This window comes from Megamonas sp., assembly GCF_986095205.1.
The window spans coordinates 1-17411 of sequence record NZ_CFQVBI010000069.1; the positions used below are offsets into that span (position 1 = coordinate 1).

At 29.1% G+C, this 17411-nt stretch carries 18 protein-coding genes and 1 tRNA gene; 6 read left to right on the forward strand and 13 right to left on the reverse strand.

What is annotated here, in order from left to right:
- Positions 1-47 precede the first annotated feature (47 nt).
- From AC5LAX_RS09795 to AC5LAX_RS09850, 12 genes are all read right to left on the reverse strand, one after another.
- A complete protein-coding gene (locus AC5LAX_RS09795) occupies positions 48-662 on the reverse strand; it encodes a zinc-ribbon domain-containing protein (protein ID WP_288909377.1) in 615 nt (204 codons plus the stop codon).
- Between the two features lie 188 nt (positions 663-850).
- Positions 851-2395 carry a serine/threonine-protein kinase gene (locus AC5LAX_RS09800; RefSeq protein WP_288909378.1) on the reverse strand — a complete coding sequence of 515 codons (1545 nt, stop codon included), beginning with the start codon at positions 2393-2395 and terminating at the stop codon, positions 851-853.
- 208 nt (positions 2396-2603) lie between these two features.
- Complete coding sequence (locus AC5LAX_RS09805; protein WP_147277750.1) at positions 2604-3218, reverse strand: hypothetical protein; 615 nt, start codon at positions 3216-3218, stop codon at positions 2604-2606.
- Between the two features lie 90 nt (positions 3219-3308).
- Entirely contained in the window at positions 3309-4898 is a 1590-nt protein-coding gene (locus tag AC5LAX_RS09810; protein WP_288909379.1) for a CFI-box-CTERM domain-containing protein, read from the reverse strand.
- Positions 4899-4918: 20 nt separating this feature from the next.
- A complete protein-coding gene (locus tag AC5LAX_RS09815) occupies positions 4919-5491 on the reverse strand; it encodes a hypothetical protein (protein ID WP_115152022.1) in 573 nt (190 codons plus the stop codon).
- A gap of 181 nt (positions 5492-5672) precedes the next feature.
- Positions 5673-5897 carry a helix-turn-helix domain-containing protein gene (locus AC5LAX_RS09820; protein ID WP_115152023.1) on the reverse strand — a complete coding sequence of 75 codons (225 nt, stop codon included), beginning with the start codon at positions 5895-5897 and terminating at the stop codon, positions 5673-5675.
- A 271-nt stretch (positions 5898-6168) separates the two neighbouring features.
- Positions 6169-6681 carry a hypothetical protein gene (locus AC5LAX_RS09825; protein ID WP_288909380.1) on the reverse strand — a complete coding sequence of 171 codons (513 nt, stop codon included), beginning with the start codon at positions 6679-6681 and terminating at the stop codon, positions 6169-6171.
- A gap of 44 nt (positions 6682-6725) precedes the next feature.
- Positions 6726-7742: an ATP-binding cassette domain-containing protein gene (locus AC5LAX_RS09830; RefSeq protein ID WP_288909381.1), complete on the reverse strand. Its 1017-nt coding sequence runs from the start codon at positions 7740-7742 to the stop codon at positions 6726-6728.
- 13 nt (positions 7743-7755) lie between these two features.
- Complete coding sequence (locus AC5LAX_RS09835; protein ID WP_288909382.1) at positions 7756-8442, reverse strand: GTP-binding protein; 687 nt, start codon at positions 8440-8442, stop codon at positions 7756-7758.
- A gap of 152 nt (positions 8443-8594) precedes the next feature.
- A complete protein-coding gene (gene panD / locus AC5LAX_RS09840; RefSeq protein ID WP_008539924.1) occupies positions 8595-8978 on the reverse strand; it encodes an aspartate 1-decarboxylase in 384 nt (127 codons plus the stop codon).
- Between the two features lie 2 nt (positions 8979-8980).
- Entirely contained in the window at positions 8981-9835 is an 855-nt protein-coding gene (panC, locus tag AC5LAX_RS09845; RefSeq protein WP_288909383.1) for a pantoate--beta-alanine ligase, read from the reverse strand.
- A gap of 441 nt (positions 9836-10276) precedes the next feature.
- Positions 10277-10352: transfer RNA gene (locus AC5LAX_RS09850), tRNA-Thr, on the reverse strand.
- A gap of 153 nt (positions 10353-10505) precedes the next feature.
- Between AC5LAX_RS09850 and AC5LAX_RS09855 the strand changes: the two genes are divergently transcribed.
- From AC5LAX_RS09855 to AC5LAX_RS09875, 5 genes are all read left to right on the forward strand, one after another.
- Positions 10506-11387: a LysR family transcriptional regulator gene (locus tag AC5LAX_RS09855; protein ID WP_019000119.1), complete on the forward strand. Its 882-nt coding sequence runs from the start codon at positions 10506-10508 to the stop codon at positions 11385-11387.
- 111 nt (positions 11388-11498) lie between these two features.
- Positions 11499-12149 carry an HAD family hydrolase gene (locus AC5LAX_RS09860; protein WP_288909384.1) on the forward strand — a complete coding sequence of 217 codons (651 nt, stop codon included), beginning with the start codon at positions 11499-11501 and terminating at the stop codon, positions 12147-12149.
- A gap of 18 nt (positions 12150-12167) precedes the next feature.
- Positions 12168-13355 (forward strand): iron-containing alcohol dehydrogenase, encoded by a 1188-nt coding sequence (locus AC5LAX_RS09865; protein ID WP_288909385.1) that lies wholly within the window; start codon positions 12168-12170, stop codon positions 13353-13355.
- 17 nt (positions 13356-13372) lie between these two features.
- Complete coding sequence (locus tag AC5LAX_RS09870) at positions 13373-14263, forward strand: radical SAM protein (protein WP_288909386.1); 891 nt, start codon at positions 13373-13375, stop codon at positions 14261-14263.
- A 25-nt stretch (positions 14264-14288) separates the two neighbouring features.
- Positions 14289-14768 carry a pyridoxamine 5'-phosphate oxidase family protein gene (locus AC5LAX_RS09875; protein ID WP_288909387.1) on the forward strand — a complete coding sequence of 160 codons (480 nt, stop codon included), beginning with the start codon at positions 14289-14291 and terminating at the stop codon, positions 14766-14768.
- 80 nt (positions 14769-14848) lie between these two features.
- Here the strand turns inward: AC5LAX_RS09875 and AC5LAX_RS09880 are convergent, their stop codons facing one another.
- A complete protein-coding gene (locus AC5LAX_RS09880; protein ID WP_118204607.1) occupies positions 14849-15160 on the reverse strand; it encodes a thioredoxin family protein in 312 nt (103 codons plus the stop codon).
- Between the two features lie 454 nt (positions 15161-15614).
- Here AC5LAX_RS09880 and AC5LAX_RS09885 point away from each other — a divergent pair, with 454 nt between their 5' ends.
- Positions 15615-17216 carry a xylulokinase gene (locus AC5LAX_RS09885; protein WP_288909388.1) on the forward strand — a complete coding sequence of 534 codons (1602 nt, stop codon included), beginning with the start codon at positions 15615-15617 and terminating at the stop codon, positions 17214-17216.
- Positions 17217-17411 lie beyond the last annotated feature (195 nt).

Here is a 17411-nt window from a genome sequence, read left to right on the forward strand (position 1 = left end):
AAACATATATCCAGTCAATCTCCTAAGGAGCAATTCATCTCACTACCTTAGAGGTAGGAGACTTCTTGCTCAGTATGGTTAAAATTATTTGCCATCAAATTACCATTTAATCCATTTGCGAAATTATTACCATAATTTGCATTTTGCATTGGCTGATTATAGTTCATTCCATTTGTATGTTCTGCTATATACATACTATTTTGTTTCAACATATCAATGTTTTGATAAAGATGTGCAATCATCAAATAAATAGAAGCTTCTTTTACTCCCATATTCACTGCTTTTTGCAAATAATTTATCGCTTGTGCATAATTTGGCAATGGCATATTCATTTGCAAATAATTTTTACCTATGTTAAATTCGTTCATACCCATTTGATTATTATTCATTGCTTGATTATTTATCATTTGATTATGTTGTTGCATCTGACTTTGCTGATAATTATTTGCACTTGGATAATTATTCTGTGCTCTCATCTGCATATTAGTATTAACCATTCTATTCGCATTTTGCTGATAGTTAGTATTTTGCACTGGAGTAGTAAAATTATTTTGTGGATTTACATTATAATTATTTTCTTGATTAAATTTCATACCACAATTAGTACAAAATAAATTATCCGCTGGCATCTTGCTACCACAATTTGTACAATACTTAAACATAAATATTCGCTCCTTTTATAATATGTATTAATCTTTAATAACAATATAATAAAAATAGAACTTTCTTTGTTGTCCCATAGGGATAATTTAACTGCTTTTTCGTATTAATAGTAACAATTTAAGCCATTTTACATAAAAAAATAGCCTTTAAGATACTAATATCTAAGGCTATTTATCATAATTTAAATTTAGTTATATTCTTTTAAAAACGTCATGATTTCATTAGTCTTGGCTTTTAAAGCCTCTTTTAATTCTGGTAAATAATATTTAATCAATACGCCTTCTACATCTTCTTGTAAAAAAGGATTATCTTTAATGATAAAATCAGTGCTTTTCATTAATTCATCAAAAAAACATTGTGCTAAAGTATCAAAATTAAAATGATAGACCTTTTTTTCTTCATTTGTCTTGTCATCAATTATCGTCAATTCTTCTAAATTTATATCTTTTTTTAAGTATTGCGTTACATATATAAAAAATCGCTCAACATCATAAGCTAATGTTCTATCTTTAAATTCTCTTTTTATCTCTTCTACATAATTTGTTTCTTCTAAATGCTTTAACTGCCAAAGATGATACATCTGTTCATCTTGTTTTCCTGAAAATCTAGTAAAACTAGGCACATAATTAAAATGCTTTAAATACTCCGGCAAATCCAATTTAAATCGCTTTACCATTAAATTTATAATACGCTCTATTTCTTTATTTACCTTAAAATAATAATTCTGCTCATTTTCATAGTACGTATAATATTTCTTTAACTGATAGATTTTATATGTTTCTAATATATCCTTGATATATTCTTTCATCAACGAAAATACATTGTTCTCAAAATCCTCTATCATAGCCTTTTGAGCTTCTTCTACACTTTCATAATCTAAATCATCAACCATACTGATTGGAGTATAAAAAGGTATCTTATTAAAATCAAACGGATAATCTTTTTCTTGTACAGGCATAGGTATTTCAAATAAGTTAAATTTATCATTCAACATTATTTCTATTTGCTTTAAAGTCAATTTATTCTGTTTTTGCTCAAATTTATATTCATCTTCAATTTCATTTAAAATTTCCTCTACATATTGATAGCGATTTTCTGGATCTAATTGTGTTGCTTTAGCTATTATCTTTTGCAGTAAATTAGATTTAGGTTGTAATTTTTTTATCGTCATACCTAAAGCATATATATCTGTTCTAGCATCAGTTTGACTAAAACCATATTGTTCTGGCGGTGCAAAACCTTTTGTCCCCAAATATGTCGTGTCAAAATTCTGGTCATACTTAAAAATACGCACTGTATCAAAATCCACCAACTTAACAACACCATCATTTGTAAGCATAATATTATTCAAATTTATATCACGATGAATAATGTCCCTCTGATGTAAATTCTTCAATCCTTTACATAATTGTACTAAAATATCTTGTATCTCTTCATCGGATATATACTTTTTTTGCTCTATTAATTCATTTAAAGTTATACCACAGATATATTCTTCTACTAAAATTATTTCTTCATCACCATCAAAAATATAATAAATCCTAGGAAGTATCCTATTATCTATTTTTTTCAATTCCTGATAAGGAACATCTTTATTTTTTAGATATTTTATAACATATACTTGTCTATCTGACTCATCATATGCCAAAACAATCTTACTCTTATCGCTCTCCTTCCATATATCTATTTGTTTATATTTATCATTTATAAACTGCTTGACAAAATCACTCATATATTAACCTTCTATCAAATAAATTTATAAATATATATTAACAAAAATAGCAGGTAATAATATATAATACCTGCTATTTTTATCAATTTTTACCAACTAACTTATCTAAACTTACTTCTAAAATTCTAAAAATCTTATACAATATTAGTAAAGATATACAATCTATTATTAAACTAAACTCTATCTTTATTATACAAAATATACTAATTTAAACCCCCATATTATTAACACATCCTGTATCAATAATATCATAATTTATTCCAGAATCACGTATTATTTCTTCCATATAACTTATCGCATTTGTTTTTTGTTGAAATTTAATACCTAAATTTATAGTTGTCGAAATGTCCATATTATTAATTTTAGATTTATCTTCTTGTATTTCAATTTCATATGAAATTGCTCTAGCTATCAAATCTTTAGTATAGTCAATGCTATTATTTCTTAATTCATTAAACTTTTTAGCTATATCAGACTTAGCCATATTACTTAAGTCATTTTCATAAAAATAAAATACACCTTCCATTATAGCACTAGAAATAATTCCGCCTATTAATGGTATATATTTTTCGCTTACATAAGCTAAATTTTCAGCTAGTTCAATTTTTAATTGATAACTTTCAATAATAGGTCTTGTTTCTATTATATATTTTTCTAATTCTTGTTTATGAGTTTCATTTTTTAACATATCTAGTATATCATTCTTTAATTCTTCATTATCTGTACTTATTACACTTGATACAGCATTTGTAGCTATATCTGTTACATCTGATACATCTGCCTGTGCTAATGGAACATATAAATTTAAAATTGATATGAACATTATTAAACTGATGCTATATTTTAATAAATACAAGTAAAATCATCCTTTTAACTTTTATTTATATATTTTTTATCTATATAATTATATTCGTTAATTATAAATATATTTTTTTAAGTTATTTACCATATTTATATAAACATTCTTACAAGATTTTCTATTTGTTTTTTCAAGATAATATAAACATTTTTTCAAATAGTTATCCCAAATACTTTCATAAATTTCTTTAGCATTTTCAAGACTATTAATTTTTTCTACAATTTTAGGTGCAATAATATAATATTCTTCAATAAGTTTTCTTCCATCAGGTTGATATTTCAACCAATCATCACGAAAATGTCTAAACATAGTTAATTCATAACAATCATCTGGCTTATTAAAACTATCACATACAGCTGTAGTAATAAAACAGCCTTCTGATTCATTTTCTTTTTGAGATTCATTCAAATTTTTAAGAACATCTTTCGCTACTGTTTTAACTTCATCATTACCTACTGATATAGCTTTATTTAAATAATCTCTAGCAATCGATGCATTTTCTTCAACACCTACACCAATGGCATAACATACACCAAAAATACATAAAGCATCTCCATTATTTGGATCAAATTCTAAAGCTTTCTTTAATAAAGAAATACCTTTGTTCTCATCTTTATTAAAATCTGAATATTCCTCATTAAGACCTAAATATACACCCGCTAAACAACTAGCTGCTAAACTAGAATTATTAATTCGAATATTCCTTTCATAATATTCAATAGCTTTATAGTAATTATGTTCACTCAAAAATATATTAGCCAATTCATTTAAGGCTTCTTCTTCATTTTGTTCAGCAGCTACTAAATACCATTGTTTTGCTTTATTAATATTTTTAGGTAAAAATTTTTCAAAATAATATAAACGTCCTAACATTAATGCAGCATTTCTTTCACCTTTAACTGCTGCTTTTTCATAATATTCAACAGCTTTATTTATATTAGCTGATTGATGACATTCTCCTGATAAATATATATATCCTAAAAAAACTAAAGCTTTCCAATAACCTTTACTAGCAGCTTTTTGATATAATTTCATAGCTTTATTGTAGTTTATCTTTTCGGAGTTCTCAGAACAATAATAATTTGCAACCTCATATATAATAAAAGGATCTTCAGATTTTTCTAATTCATCAATTTGAGATAATATATTTTTATTTAAGATAGGAATATACTCTTCATTAATATTATAAAAACCCGAACCTATTAAATGTAAATCTGCTAATACATAACCCTCATCACTTAATTGAGCTAATATATTGAATGCCGATTCACCATCTTCTTTTATTTGATCATAGCCATATTCTAAAATCATTGCTGCTAAATAAGCCAATCTTGGACTATCAGCATTTTCAATATCGTTAATTTTATCAATAAACTCACTCATTTTATAATTAACAAATAATCTTTCTAATTTTTCAGCTAACTTATCATTTTTAATATCTTCTTCTTGTTGTACTTGAGCAAAATCTCCAAAAAAGTCTCCACCATCATTATCAATAATAATATCTTCTTTAGTATCATCTATAATATCTTTTTCAGTTATTATAGATTCATTATTAAATTCCTGAAGAGAATATCCACATTCATGACAAAATTTGCCATTCTTTAATATTTTAGCTCCACAATTAGGACAAAATTTTAACATAACTTCTACCTCTCATTTTATTAATATTGTATTTGTTTTTGTGGTCTTCTAAATGCTGTTTTTGCTATTTCTGCAAATATTGGTCCACCATTCTCAGGTTTTCCTAAATCAGATATAGACATCTTAGCCCAATCTATAATACCTATATTTTTCCAATCACTATTATTAATACTTTCATAAATTTGATAAGCTTTTCCACCTATTCCTTTTATTTGATAAATCACTTTATCAATACTGTCATCTTTTTGATTTATTAAATCTGCACCTAACTGATTTTGTTTTCTATCAAACCAAACTGTATCGTAATCTATAAGTAAACTATCTTCAGTTTTATTAGGTAAAGCATTTTTAGATTGTGCTTCTATTGATACATTAGGTGTATTAATTTTTATATTATCGCTTTTATCAATAAGCTTTTTAGCTACAAAAGCTGTAGCCGCAATACCAGCCACTATCGCTCCGCCTTTAACCAATGTTTCTGTACGTTCATTTTTTAATCGTTCCAACTCAATTTCTTTTTTATTACTTGAATCCCATGCTTCTACTGCTACTTGAGCAATAGTTCCTAGAATATCTAAACCTGAAAATCCCATTTATTTATTCCTCCTAAAATTAATCTAATCTTTAATTAGCCAACTATGTTTTTTATCATTTTTTCTAGGACAGTTGTCTAGCTGTAGTTTTCTCATACTTAATGAACGAGTCTCTTTTTTCTGTAATACGTATATATATTCCATTCTTTTGAATATTGAAAATATATTCATTTTCTTCACATCAATTTTTATTAACTAACTTATCTAAACTCACTTCCAAAATCTTAGATATTCTATACAATACTGGTAAAGATACACATCCTGTTACTAAACCACTTTCTATCTTTGCCATATAACTTAAACTAATATTAGTTTCTTGTGCTAATTCCATCTGTGTATATTTTTTTAATTTCCTATAATAAGCAATATTTATACCTATCAATCTATTATCTAATTCACTATTCATAAACAAACCTCCTTAAATAATTATCCTACTTTAAAGCATATTTATCTATAAACTATTAAAGTCAATTTATTCACTAATAGTATATATTTAATCTAAAAAAATACATTTTTTCTCATCCAAAATATTATAAAAAACAATATGTATAAATTTATACAAAAATAATAAAAGAGCCTTTAGGAAATTAATCCTAAAAGCTCTAATTTCTTATTGTAACTTATCTAATAATTTAATAACTAAACAACATTCAAGTTCAATATTATTATAAAAATTATCAATAATAATATCCTATATCACCAACAACAATAGTCTTGATAACATCTCTATTATCAAAGAAAAAATATAGTGGCATATTCGGATGGTCTTCACTATCGGCTAAATAGCACCAAGTAGTCCCTTGTGTTTCTATATAATTTCTATCAGGATCACCATAAGCATATAATACATCATTTTTGTTCATGCCCACTCTTATCCCCAAATTAGTAGTGATATTATCTTCATTGCAGATTATCGCTCTAATTCTGCCATTTTCATTATATCCGCCATTTATATAATAAACCATTAATTCGCTATTATAAGTTACTTCATTTATATTAAAACCATTGCAATTTCGCACTGCCAAATTTGCTGTTGGTCTACCATATACATAAAAGCAAGAATCTATCTGTTGGTCAGGAGTAAGTCCTCCTATATTTAAATATGTATAAGGTATTCTAGCCTCTACATTTAATATATTACTAAAAATAATCCCCAAACAAATAACAATAGAACTCAATAAAAATCTCAAAACACTAACCTCTTTTATCTTCATTATATTTATTATATTAAATATTAACGTATATTTTCGATCAATTCACCTAGTCGCAATCTACTTCTAATATTTAATAAAGTTTCATCCAATTGGCGAATTTCTTCAATGCAAGCTTTTTCCTTTGCTGTTGTTTCTATAATTTTACTAATTCCGCCATTTTTTATCACTATGCGTTTATCTGCATTTAAAGCCAATAATGGATCATGCGTGGACATAATGACGATTTTTTCACTTTTAGCTAAGCATTTTATCGCTTTTTGTCTATCTATCCCTGCATTTTCAATTTCATCAATCAATACAATCGGTGAACTGCTGATACATGCCACATCCGCTATCATCAAAGCCCTTGATTGACCACCAGATAATTGAGTTACTTTCGTATCTAAAGTAAATTTTTCGCCAGCTAATTCATTTGCCATAGAAAAACATTTAGCGATTATAGCCTTTTCATTTTCTATTTCTTTGCCTAAACGAACTTTAGCATGCATAGTTAAAAAATCTTCTACAGTAATATCCATGATAAAATTCATATTTTGTGATAATTGAGCTACTAATTTTCCTTCTAAATTAAATCTAGCTTCATCATCTAAAATTTCATCATCAATTAAAATCTGTCGTTTTGTCGGTGTATCTTCTTGTGCTAAACATTCAATATCTGCAAGTAATCTACTTTTCCCAGAACCTGTTGGCCCTACAATACTTATTACTTGCCCTGCAAAAATCTCTACTTGGATATTTTCAGCTTCGCCCAATTTATTTTTGCCACCATTAATGGTTAATTTATGTACTTTTACTTCATCTTTATTTTCTAAATTTTGCATAGCTGAAAGATATTTTTTTAGTTCATCAGCAATATTGCCATCACGAATACCAACTTGCCATAAATCTTCTTCATCTATATCTTCAAAAGCCTTAGCAAAAGTCAAATCATCTGGCAAATTCCATAGACCTGTATTATCCAAATAATCTTTGATTTGAGGATACGCTTTTTTTATTTCTCCAATTGTATGAGTTTCTACAAATTCTTTAAAATCCATAATTTCCACCTAATCAATTAAATTCCATTTTCTTAGTCATGCCCAATTGATATTTTTCACCAATACGCATTTCATCTGTACAATATGAACATACAGCAGCTGGCGAAGTAAAACGCAATTTTTTTCCTTCTAATGTATCTATATCTTCAACTTTATTTATATATTTTTTCAACATAAATGCACCTTGACCAGTTATGCCATTGATAAAAATAACTTGTGCCTTAGGATTTGCTTGATAGACATTATACATAAATACTTCACGTTCAGCTTGAGAAATAATATCTCCTTTAGTGATGACTATTACATCTGCAAATTTCACCATTGGCCCAATTTTTCTCGGTGTATTAATCCCTGATAAGCAATCTATTACACCAATAGCCAATACATCTTGAATATATGGTGAACAGCGATTGCAAAGACCTGCACTTTCGGTAATCAAATAATCTAAATTTTGACTTTTTCCCCAAGCTACAGCTTCTTCAATATTGCTAATAAAAAAATGGTCTGGACAAAATTTTCCTGATAAACCAATCTGTATCGGTATATTCGCTTTTTCATACGGTTCTTTATCAAAAGTCGTCAAACAATCGAATTTAATGACGCCTGCTTTTTGTTTTTCTTTATGTAACACTTCTATTAATCGCAAAATTACAGAAGTTTTGCCCACAGATGGTGGCCCTGCTAAAGTTATTAATTTCACCAAAATCATCTCCATCATAAATTGCTAAATTTTATTATATAGCAATAAACTAAAAAAAAATAGGTTAAGCACTTTAGACTTTATTTTCATAAATCCATGCTCAACCTATTTTTAATTGTTTTATAAAACTCTATTTAAAATAATATTATATATTAACCAATTTCGCCTTCAAGTTCTGTACCGCGTACTCTTACTGGTCGATTATGTTCATCAACCATGACTACATCAGGTACTAAATTTTGAGCTTCTTCTTTTGTCATCATAGCATAAGCAATAATAATAACTGTATCGCCAACTTGTGCTTTACGTGCTGCTGCTCCATTTAAACAAATTACACCGCTACCACGTTTACCTGCAATTGTATAAGTTTCTAATCTAGCACCATTGTTATTATTTACTACTTGTACTCTTTCTCCTGGTAAAATACCTGCAAGCTCTAACAACTCTTCATCAATAGTGATGCTTCCCATATATTCTAAATTTGCTTGAGTTACTGTAGCACGATGAATTTTTCCATGAAACATATTATATAACATTATTATTTATCCTCCAAAATGACATTATCTATTAAACGAGTTGTACCAAATTTTACAGCTAAAGCTAATAATACTCTGCCTTCAATTTTATTTCCTACTGGTTTTAATCCTGGCAATTTATACATTTCTACATAATCAATTTGACTTGTTTTTTCAGACTGTATAGTATCTTTTACTAAATTTAATATAGCTTCTACATCTCTTTGACCATTAGTAAATGCTTCTTTTGCCAATTTTAAACTCTTAGATAAAATCAACGCAGATTTTCTTTCTTCTGTAGATAAATAAGTATTTCTTGAACTTTTTGCAAGTCCATCAGCTTCACGAACGATAGGCATAATGCGAAGTTCTACATTGAAAAATAAATCATCTACCATACGGCGTAAAACTTCTGTTTGCTGAGCATCTTTTAAGCCAAAATATGCTCTATCTGCTCGAGATAAATTAAATAATTTACTAACTACTGTAGTAACTCCACGGAAATGAATAGGTCTTGTTCTGCCACATAAAACTTTTGTGATATCACCTGTAACTTCTACCCATGTCATATCTTCATTAGGATATAAATCTTTATTTTTTGGTGCAAATACTACATCTGCTCCTGCATTTTGTGCCACTATGCAGTCATTTTCCAAAGTACGAGGATAAGCTTCATAATCTTCATTTGGTCCAAACTGAGTAGGATTTACAAACACACTGACGATTGTAATATCATTTTCTTTTGCTGAAGCATTAATAAGTGAAGCATGACCTTCATGCAATGCTCCCATAGTTGGTACCAAACCAATAGATTTGTTTTCCTTCTTAAAATTAGCGACTAATTCACGTAATTTAGCCACATCTTGACATAAAATCATTTTTTTCTTCTCCTTTAATGTTCTTATAACAAACAAAAAGAGACTATAATGAACTTACATAAAAGCACAAAAAAAGTACATCTCGACACGAAATGCACTTTCCCTATTGATTAAATATAATTGATTTGATTTCATAGCAAAAAAATCCATCAACTATATTTTATATTTAAAATTCTGCAAGTTCGTCTCGGTCATAGTGATCCAAGCGTCTTTTTTCTTTTTAAATTTTACCTTATTAAATTATTTTATTTAAAATTAAACAACTAAGATACAGTTCAAATTATTAATATATATTGATACTGTTCACTATTGTTTGTTACGAACCACATAATACCACAGAAAAAATTCAACTGCAAGTATTTAAACAAAAAAAGCTACTCATTATAATAATTATTGTAAAGTAGCTTTTTGTTATAGTTTTAATTATATTATCTGTCAAAATGGAGCTGATAACAGGATTTGAACCTGCGACCCATGTATTACGAATACATTGCTCTACCAACTGAGCTATATCAGCATCAATTTTCTTTTATGATAAAATATTTTAAATTTATTGTCAATATTTGCCTCATATAATTATACAAAATATCAAATCTAGCTTATAATATAATCAAATATAAAGTATTCACATTAGAAATACTACCATTAGTTTGGATTTGGAGGCTTTTTTATGGAATTAAATCAACTAGAATATTTTGTTGCTCTAGCCCATATAAAAAACTTTACTAAAGCAGCAAAATCTCTGAATGTGTCTCAGCCAGCACTTAGTCGTTCAATCAGTCGCTTAGAAAAAGATTTAAATATACCTCTTTTCATCAGAGATAGCCGTAAAGTAAATTTAACTCAATATGGTCAAACATTTTTAACTTATGCTGAACGTATCTTACAAGAATTAGAAACTGCCCGCCAAGATATAACTAATATGGCTGAACCAGATAGCGGAGTTGTAAATTTATCTTTTATGCACTCTTTAGGTGTATATCTTGTGCCAGAATTATTAAAAGAGTTTCGTAAAATCTATCCTAAAATACAGTTTCGCCTTAGTCAAAATCATTCTTTCTTATTATCAAAACAATTATTCAAAGGAGAGTCCGATTTATGCCTTTGCAGTTCTCCAATAAATTCTGAAGACATCGCTTGGGTTCCATTATTGACAGAAGAATTATTCATCATCGTTCCTTCAACTCATCCACTTGCTCATCGCAGTTCTATAAATATCACAGAAGTTGCTAGCGAACCATTTATTACTTTAAAACCAATGTATGGTTTACGCACTAAAACTGAACATATCTTTGAAGTAGCTTCTATTCGTCCTAAAATACGTTTTGAAGGTGATGAAATTGTTACTGTAGCTAGTTTAGTAGCAGCTAATTTAGGTGTTTCACTCGTGCCTAAAATTCCTGGAATGGAACATCTCGATATAAAATTTATTTCTGTAGATAATCCTAAATGCACTCGTGATATCGGTCTTGCATGGTATGCTAATAAACCACTTTCTCTTGCTGCCCATCGTTTTCAAAATTTCATAATTGATAAATTTAACCATGAATAATCATAAATATACTTAAATATCCTTGCAGTTTTAGATTTTGAATGATATGCTAAGTTATTGTAAGTGTAAAATTACTTACAATATTAATATATAAAATGGAGGAGCACCTAATTGAAAGCAGTTATTTTTGATATGGACGGAGTCATAATCGATAGTGAATCCATTCATGCTGATATGAAAATACGCACTTTAACACATTTTGGTATCCCTTGTAGTATGGAAGATTGTGTAGCCTATGTTGGTCGTTCTGCCAAAGCATTTTTTACAGATTTTGCCAAATTTGCTACAACTCCCGTTTCTATTCAAGAAATGGTCGATTATAAACATCGCATTTATTTAGAATATATTCAAGAAAGTAATTCCATCTATCCTATTGATGGCGTTTTAGATTTACTTTATCAATTACACAGCGAAGGTATTCCTGTAGCTTTAGCTTCTTCTGCTGATAGAAAAGTTATCAATGCAGTTTTAACAAAATTCGGCTTAATGGATTGTTTTGAATATATTTTAAGTGGTGCAGAACTTCCTGCTAGCAAGCCAAATCCTGCAATTTATCAGTTAACAGCTAAAGCTTTAGGCTTTACACCAGCTGATTGCGTAGTAATTGAAGATGCTACTGCTGGTATTATGGCAGCTAAAGATGCTGGCGCTTATTGTATCGCTTATGATAATCCAAATTCTGGTCCACAAGATTTATCTCGTGCTGATAAAATCGTTTCTTCATTATCTGATATAGTTGTTTCTGATATTCTTCAAAATTAATTTTGTTGAGGTTTTATTATGGAAAAATTTAAATTTTACTGTCCTACAGAAATTATTTTTGGCAAAGATAGTGAATTATCCACTGCTTCATTAATCAAAAAATACAATGGTCATAATGTATTAATAGTATACGGCGGTGGCTCAGTAAAACGTTCTGGACTACTTGATAAAATTTGTCAACAATTATCCAACGATAATTTATCTTATATGACCTTAGGTGGCGTTCAACCAAATCCTGTTGTTCGCTTTGTAAATGATGCTGTAAAAAAAGCATATCAAGCTAATATTGATTTTGTCTTAGCTATCGGTGGCGGTTCTGTCATCGATACAGCTAAAGCCATTGCACATGGCCTGAAATATCCACAAAATGATATTTGGGATATTTGGACAAAAAAAATAACCTTGACTAATACTACTCCTATGGGTAGCATTGTTACTTTAGCTGCTGCCGGTAGTGAAACAAGTGATTCTGCTGTTTTAACTAACGAACAAACAGGGCAAAAACGTGGTCTTAGTACGCCATTTAATCGTCCATGTTTTGCTATTATGAACCCTCAATTAACTTACAGTGCCCCAAATTATCAAAAAGCCTGTGGTATTGCCGATATTTTAATGCATACATTAGAACGTTATTTTGCCAAAGAACAAAATAATTATCTTACAGATTATATAGCTGAAGGTCTTTTAAAAGATGTCATCACGCAAGCGCCAATCATGATAAATGAGCCTACAAATTATATTGCTCATAGTGAAATTATGTATGCTGGTTCTTTATCCCACAATGATATAACAGGTCTTGGTCGCACTAAAGATTTTAGTGTACATAAATTTGGTCATGAATTAAGTGCTAAATATAACGCTACTCATGGAGCCTCATTGACTGCTATCTGGTCATCATGGGCTAGATATATCTATCAAAAAGATGTTCAGCGTTTTTGTCATCTAGGAAAAATCTTATTTAATATTGATACATTAAATAAAACTGATGAAACTATTGCCCTTGAAACTATCAAACATTTTGAAGACTTCTTCACTAGTTTAAACTTACCTATAAATATCAGCCAATTAGTAGGAAAAACATTAACTGATGAAGAATTGACTTATCTCACTTCAATGTGTACAGATAATAATACAAAAACCATTGGCAATTTTTCACCATTAAATTATCAAGACGTCTATGCTATTTTTAAATTAGCAAATCATTAAGTAAAAGGTGTTTTTTTATGGATATGCAAAATTGTACACTTTGCCCTCGTTTATGCCATGTTGACCGCACTAAAAATTATGGTGTCTGTCATGCTAGTGATAAAGTGGAAATTGCTCTCGTATCCTTACATCAATGGGAAGAACCGTGCCTATCCGGAACAAATGGAGCAGGCACGGTTTTTTTCTCTCATTGTAATATGAGATGTATCTTCTGCCAAAATCACGAAATCAGCACTGAAGGTAAAGGATTTCCTGTAACTATTGAACGTTTAGCTCAAATTTTTTTAGAACAACAAGCTCGTAATGCCCACTGTTTAGAATTAGTAACACCAACTCATTACGTTTTACAAATAATTGAAGCTCTAAAATTAGCAAAAAAACAAGGTCTATCTATTCCTGTAGTCTATAATACAAGTGGCTATGAACGAGTTGAAGTTTTAGAAATGCTCAAAGACTATATTGATATATTCTTACCTGATTTTAAATACTACTCACCAGATACAGCCAAAGAATTTTCCCATGCTCCTGATTATCCTCAAGTAGTCAAAGAAGCCATTGATAAAATGTTTGAACTTGTAGGTAAACCACAATTTAAAGATAATATCATGCAAAAAGGCGTCATCATTCGCCATTTAATCTTGCCATGGTATTATAAAGAAAGTACGAAAATCGTAAAATATATCTGGGAAAAATATCATGATGATGTTTATCTTAGCCTTATGAACCAATATACGCCTATGTATAAAGCACTTACACACCCTAAACTAAAACGTAAATTGACGACTTTTGAATATGATAAAGTTGTAGATTATGCACTTGATTTAGGCTTTAAAAATTGCTATATCCAACAAGGCAAAACAGCTACGACTAAATTTGTACCTCATTTTGATGGCACTAATGTATATTAATTTATTATCTTAAAGGAGATTTGTTATGCGTAGATTTAAACAAGCTTTACCTTCATCAGAAAATATAGCTATTCTAAAACAAAAAACTCATGGTATTTTAGCACTTTGCGATGAAAAATCTTTTCCTTATACCGTTCCTTTAAACTATGTATATCTCAATGACAAAATCTATTTTCACTGTGCCAATGTAGGTCGCAAATTAGATATTGTCCGTCAAAATAATAAAGCTTCTTTTTGTGTTATAAATCAAGATACTGTCATTCCGGAAAAATTCACTACGGCTTATTCTAGTGTCATAGTTTTTGGCACTATTAAAGAAATCACAGCTGAAAATGATAAACAAATAATCCTAGAAGAATTTATCCGTAAATTTTCTGCTGATTATTTTACAGAAGGACTAGAAGAAATAACAACCTACATCAAACGCACTTGCATTTTAGAATTAAGCATTGAAGAAATAACAGGAAAAGAAGGACTTGAATTACAAAAACTAAGACATAAATAAAAAACAAAAGCTGTAGTTTAAAAACTACAGCTTTTATCTTGTACAGGATTATAAAAAGGGGTTTTGGTATTTTGAGGTTTTTATTTTAAATAAGCATCTATTAAAGCTCTAAATTTATCTTTAGAGAAGAAGCCAGATTCACGATGAATAATTTCGCCATCTTTTACGAATAATAAAGTAGGTACTACCATTACTTCATATTCTTCAGCAAGTTTTACATTTTCATCAATATCTATTTTTAAAATATCAAAATCATATTCTGGAGCTACTTTTTCAAGTACAGCACCCAACATTTTACAAGGGCCACACCATGTAGCGAAGAAATCTACTACAAAAGTCCCTTTATTTTCTAATAATTTATTAAAAGCATTTGCATCTGCATGTACTAACATTATTTTTGCCTCCAAACTGAATAATTCTATAAGTTATCTCACTTGATGATTTTATTATAAATGATTTTCAATCATAGTTCAGTGACTTCATCACAAAAACTAACAAATAATTATTATTTTTTACAAATATTTTATCACAATAATTTATAATACTAATTTTCTTATAAAACTATTAAAACAATATATTATCATACAACTTATAAGATGAAATAAACATGTACATATAATAAAAATCTTCTTTGAATAAAAAAATTATTTATTAAAATTTAACAAAATCCCTTTTATTTCTTAGAATATTGATATATAATAGATTTTGTTATGAAAGTCGTTATAAATTATTAAAAAAATTGAAATAATTTATAATATACTATATAATATAGATAAATCAAATATTTATCATACAACTTTGCAAAAATCTTAATAAATATTAATATATGTGCGGAGGTTCTATAATATGCAAACAAATGAAATGATTAAATCTAATATTGAACAGGGTTTAACTACTCTTGGTATTGAATTTGGTTCCACTCGTATTAAAGCAGTATTAATTAATACTGACCACGAACCAATTGCTGTTGGTGCTTATGACTGGGAAAACAGTCTTATCGATGGCATTTGGACTTATAGCGAAGAAGAAATCTGGGCTGGTCTTCAAGGTTGTTATAAAAATTTAGTTGAAGAAGTAAAAGCAAAATATGGCGTTACTATCACTAAATTAGCTGGTCTTGGTTTCAGTGCAATGATGCATGGCTATCTTGCTTTTGACGAAAAAGATACTTTACTTGTACCATTCCGCACTTGGAGAAACAATATCACAGGTCAAGCTTCTCATGAATTAATTAAATTATTCAATTACAATGTTCCTCAAAGATTTAGCATTGCTCATCTTTATCAGGCAATTTTAAACAATGAAGAACATGTAGATAAAATTAAATTCTTCACTACATTAGCTGGTTTTGTTCATTGGAAATTATCTGGTGAAAAAGTACTCGGTATCGGTGATGCTTCTGGTATGTTCCCAATCGATATCAATACTAAAGATTACAATGAAAAAATGCTTGCTGATTTCGATGCACATATCGTTGATAAAAATTATCCATGGTCTATCCGTGAAATTTTACCAAAAGTTTTAGTTGCTGGTGAAAATGCAGGCTATTTAACTGCTGAAGGTGCAAAACTTCTCGATCCAACAGGAACACTCCAAGCTGGTACTCCTATGTGCCCACCAGAAGGTGATGCTGGTACTGGTATGGTAGCTACAAATACAGTTACAAAACGTACAGGTAATGTATCTGCTGGTACTTCTGTATTCGCTATGATTGTTCTTGAACGTGATTTATCCAAAGTTTATGAAGAACTTGATATGGTTACTACTCCTGCTGGTGATTTAGTAGCTATGGCTCATTCCAATAACTGTACAACAGATTTAAATAGCTGGATTAGCCTCTTCCATGAATGCCTCACTAGCTTTGGCGTAAAAGTAGATGCTAATGAATTATTCTCCACATTATATAATAAAGCTTTAGAAGGCGATGCTGACTGCGGTGGCTTACTTGCTTATTGCTATCATTCTGGTGAACATATCACAGGCTTTACTGAAGGTCGTCCATTATTTGTTCGTAAATCCGACAGCAAATTCAATTTAGCAAACTTCATTCGTGTACATCTTTCTACAGCTCTTGGCGCTATGAAAACTGGCTTAGATATTTTAACAAAAGAAGAAAATGTTACTATCGAACAAATTTTAGGTCATGGTGGCTTATTTAAAACTAAAGGCGTAGGTCAAACAATCATGGCTAATGCTATCGGCGCTCCTGTAACAGTTATGGAAACAGCAGGCGAAGGCGGTGCGTGGGGTATTGCACTCTTAGCTGATTATATGAATAATAAAGAAAACTTATCTCTTGATGAATATTTAAGCACTAAAGTATTCAAAAATAGCGTTGCCGAAACTATTGCTCCAACAAAAGAAGGTATCGAAGGTTTTGAAACATTCATGACTAGATATCGCAACGGTCTTGCTATTGAACAATCTGCTATTGATAATTTAAAATAAAAAATCTCTTCTAAAAAGACAAGTCATTTGGCTTGTCTTTTTATTTTGTACTTTAATATATTTTTTTATTCATTAGCTAAAAATATTGTAAACAAAAAAAATATTTTATATAATATACAAGTATTTTTTCTAAGAGCCTTTTTTATTTATCATTCATATTTCTTAGAAAATAAATTTTACATAAAGGAGTTTTGG

Bases quoted from the DNA above. Each gene is read 5' to 3' on its own strand.
- AC5LAX_RS09795 (WP_288909377.1), bottom strand. From the start codon at position 662: ATGTTTAAGTATTGTACAAATTGTGGTAGCAAGATGCCAGCGGATAAT.
- AC5LAX_RS09800 (WP_288909378.1), bottom strand. From the start codon at position 2,395: ATGAGTGATTTTGTCAAGCAGTTTATAAATGATAAATATAAACAAATA.
- AC5LAX_RS09805 (WP_147277750.1), bottom strand. From the start codon at position 3,218: ATGTTCATATCAATTTTAAATTTATATGTTCCATTAGCACAGGCAGAT.
- AC5LAX_RS09810 (WP_288909379.1), bottom strand. From the start codon at position 4,898: ATGTTAAAATTTTGTCCTAATTGTGGAGCTAAAATATTAAAGAATGGC.
- AC5LAX_RS09815 (WP_115152022.1), bottom strand. From the start codon at position 5,491: ATGGGATTTTCAGGTTTAGATATTCTAGGAACTATTGCTCAAGTAGCA.
- AC5LAX_RS09820 (WP_115152023.1), bottom strand. From the start codon at position 5,897: ATGAATAGTGAATTAGATAATAGATTGATAGGTATAAATATTGCTTAT.
- AC5LAX_RS09830 (WP_288909381.1), bottom strand. From the start codon at position 7,742: ATGGATTTTAAAGAATTTGTAGAAACTCATACAATTGGAGAAATAAAA.
- panD (WP_008539924.1), bottom strand. From the start codon at position 8,978: ATGTTATATAATATGTTTCATGGAAAAATTCATCGTGCTACAGTAACT.
- panC (WP_288909383.1), bottom strand. From the start codon at position 9,835: ATGATTTTATGTCAAGATGTGGCTAAATTACGTGAATTAGTCGCTAAT.
- AC5LAX_RS09855 (WP_019000119.1), top strand. From the start codon at position 10,506: ATGGAATTAAATCAACTAGAATATTTTGTTGCTCTAGCCCATATAAAA.
- AC5LAX_RS09865 (WP_288909385.1), top strand. From the start codon at position 12,168: ATGGAAAAATTTAAATTTTACTGTCCTACAGAAATTATTTTTGGCAAA.
- AC5LAX_RS09870 (WP_288909386.1), top strand. From the start codon at position 13,373: ATGGATATGCAAAATTGTACACTTTGCCCTCGTTTATGCCATGTTGAC.
- AC5LAX_RS09875 (WP_288909387.1), top strand. From the start codon at position 14,289: ATGCGTAGATTTAAACAAGCTTTACCTTCATCAGAAAATATAGCTATT.
- AC5LAX_RS09880 (WP_118204607.1), bottom strand. From the start codon at position 15,160: ATGTTAGTACATGCAGATGCAAATGCTTTTAATAAATTATTAGAAAAT.
- AC5LAX_RS09885 (WP_288909388.1), top strand. From the start codon at position 15,615: ATGCAAACAAATGAAATGATTAAATCTAATATTGAACAGGGTTTAACT.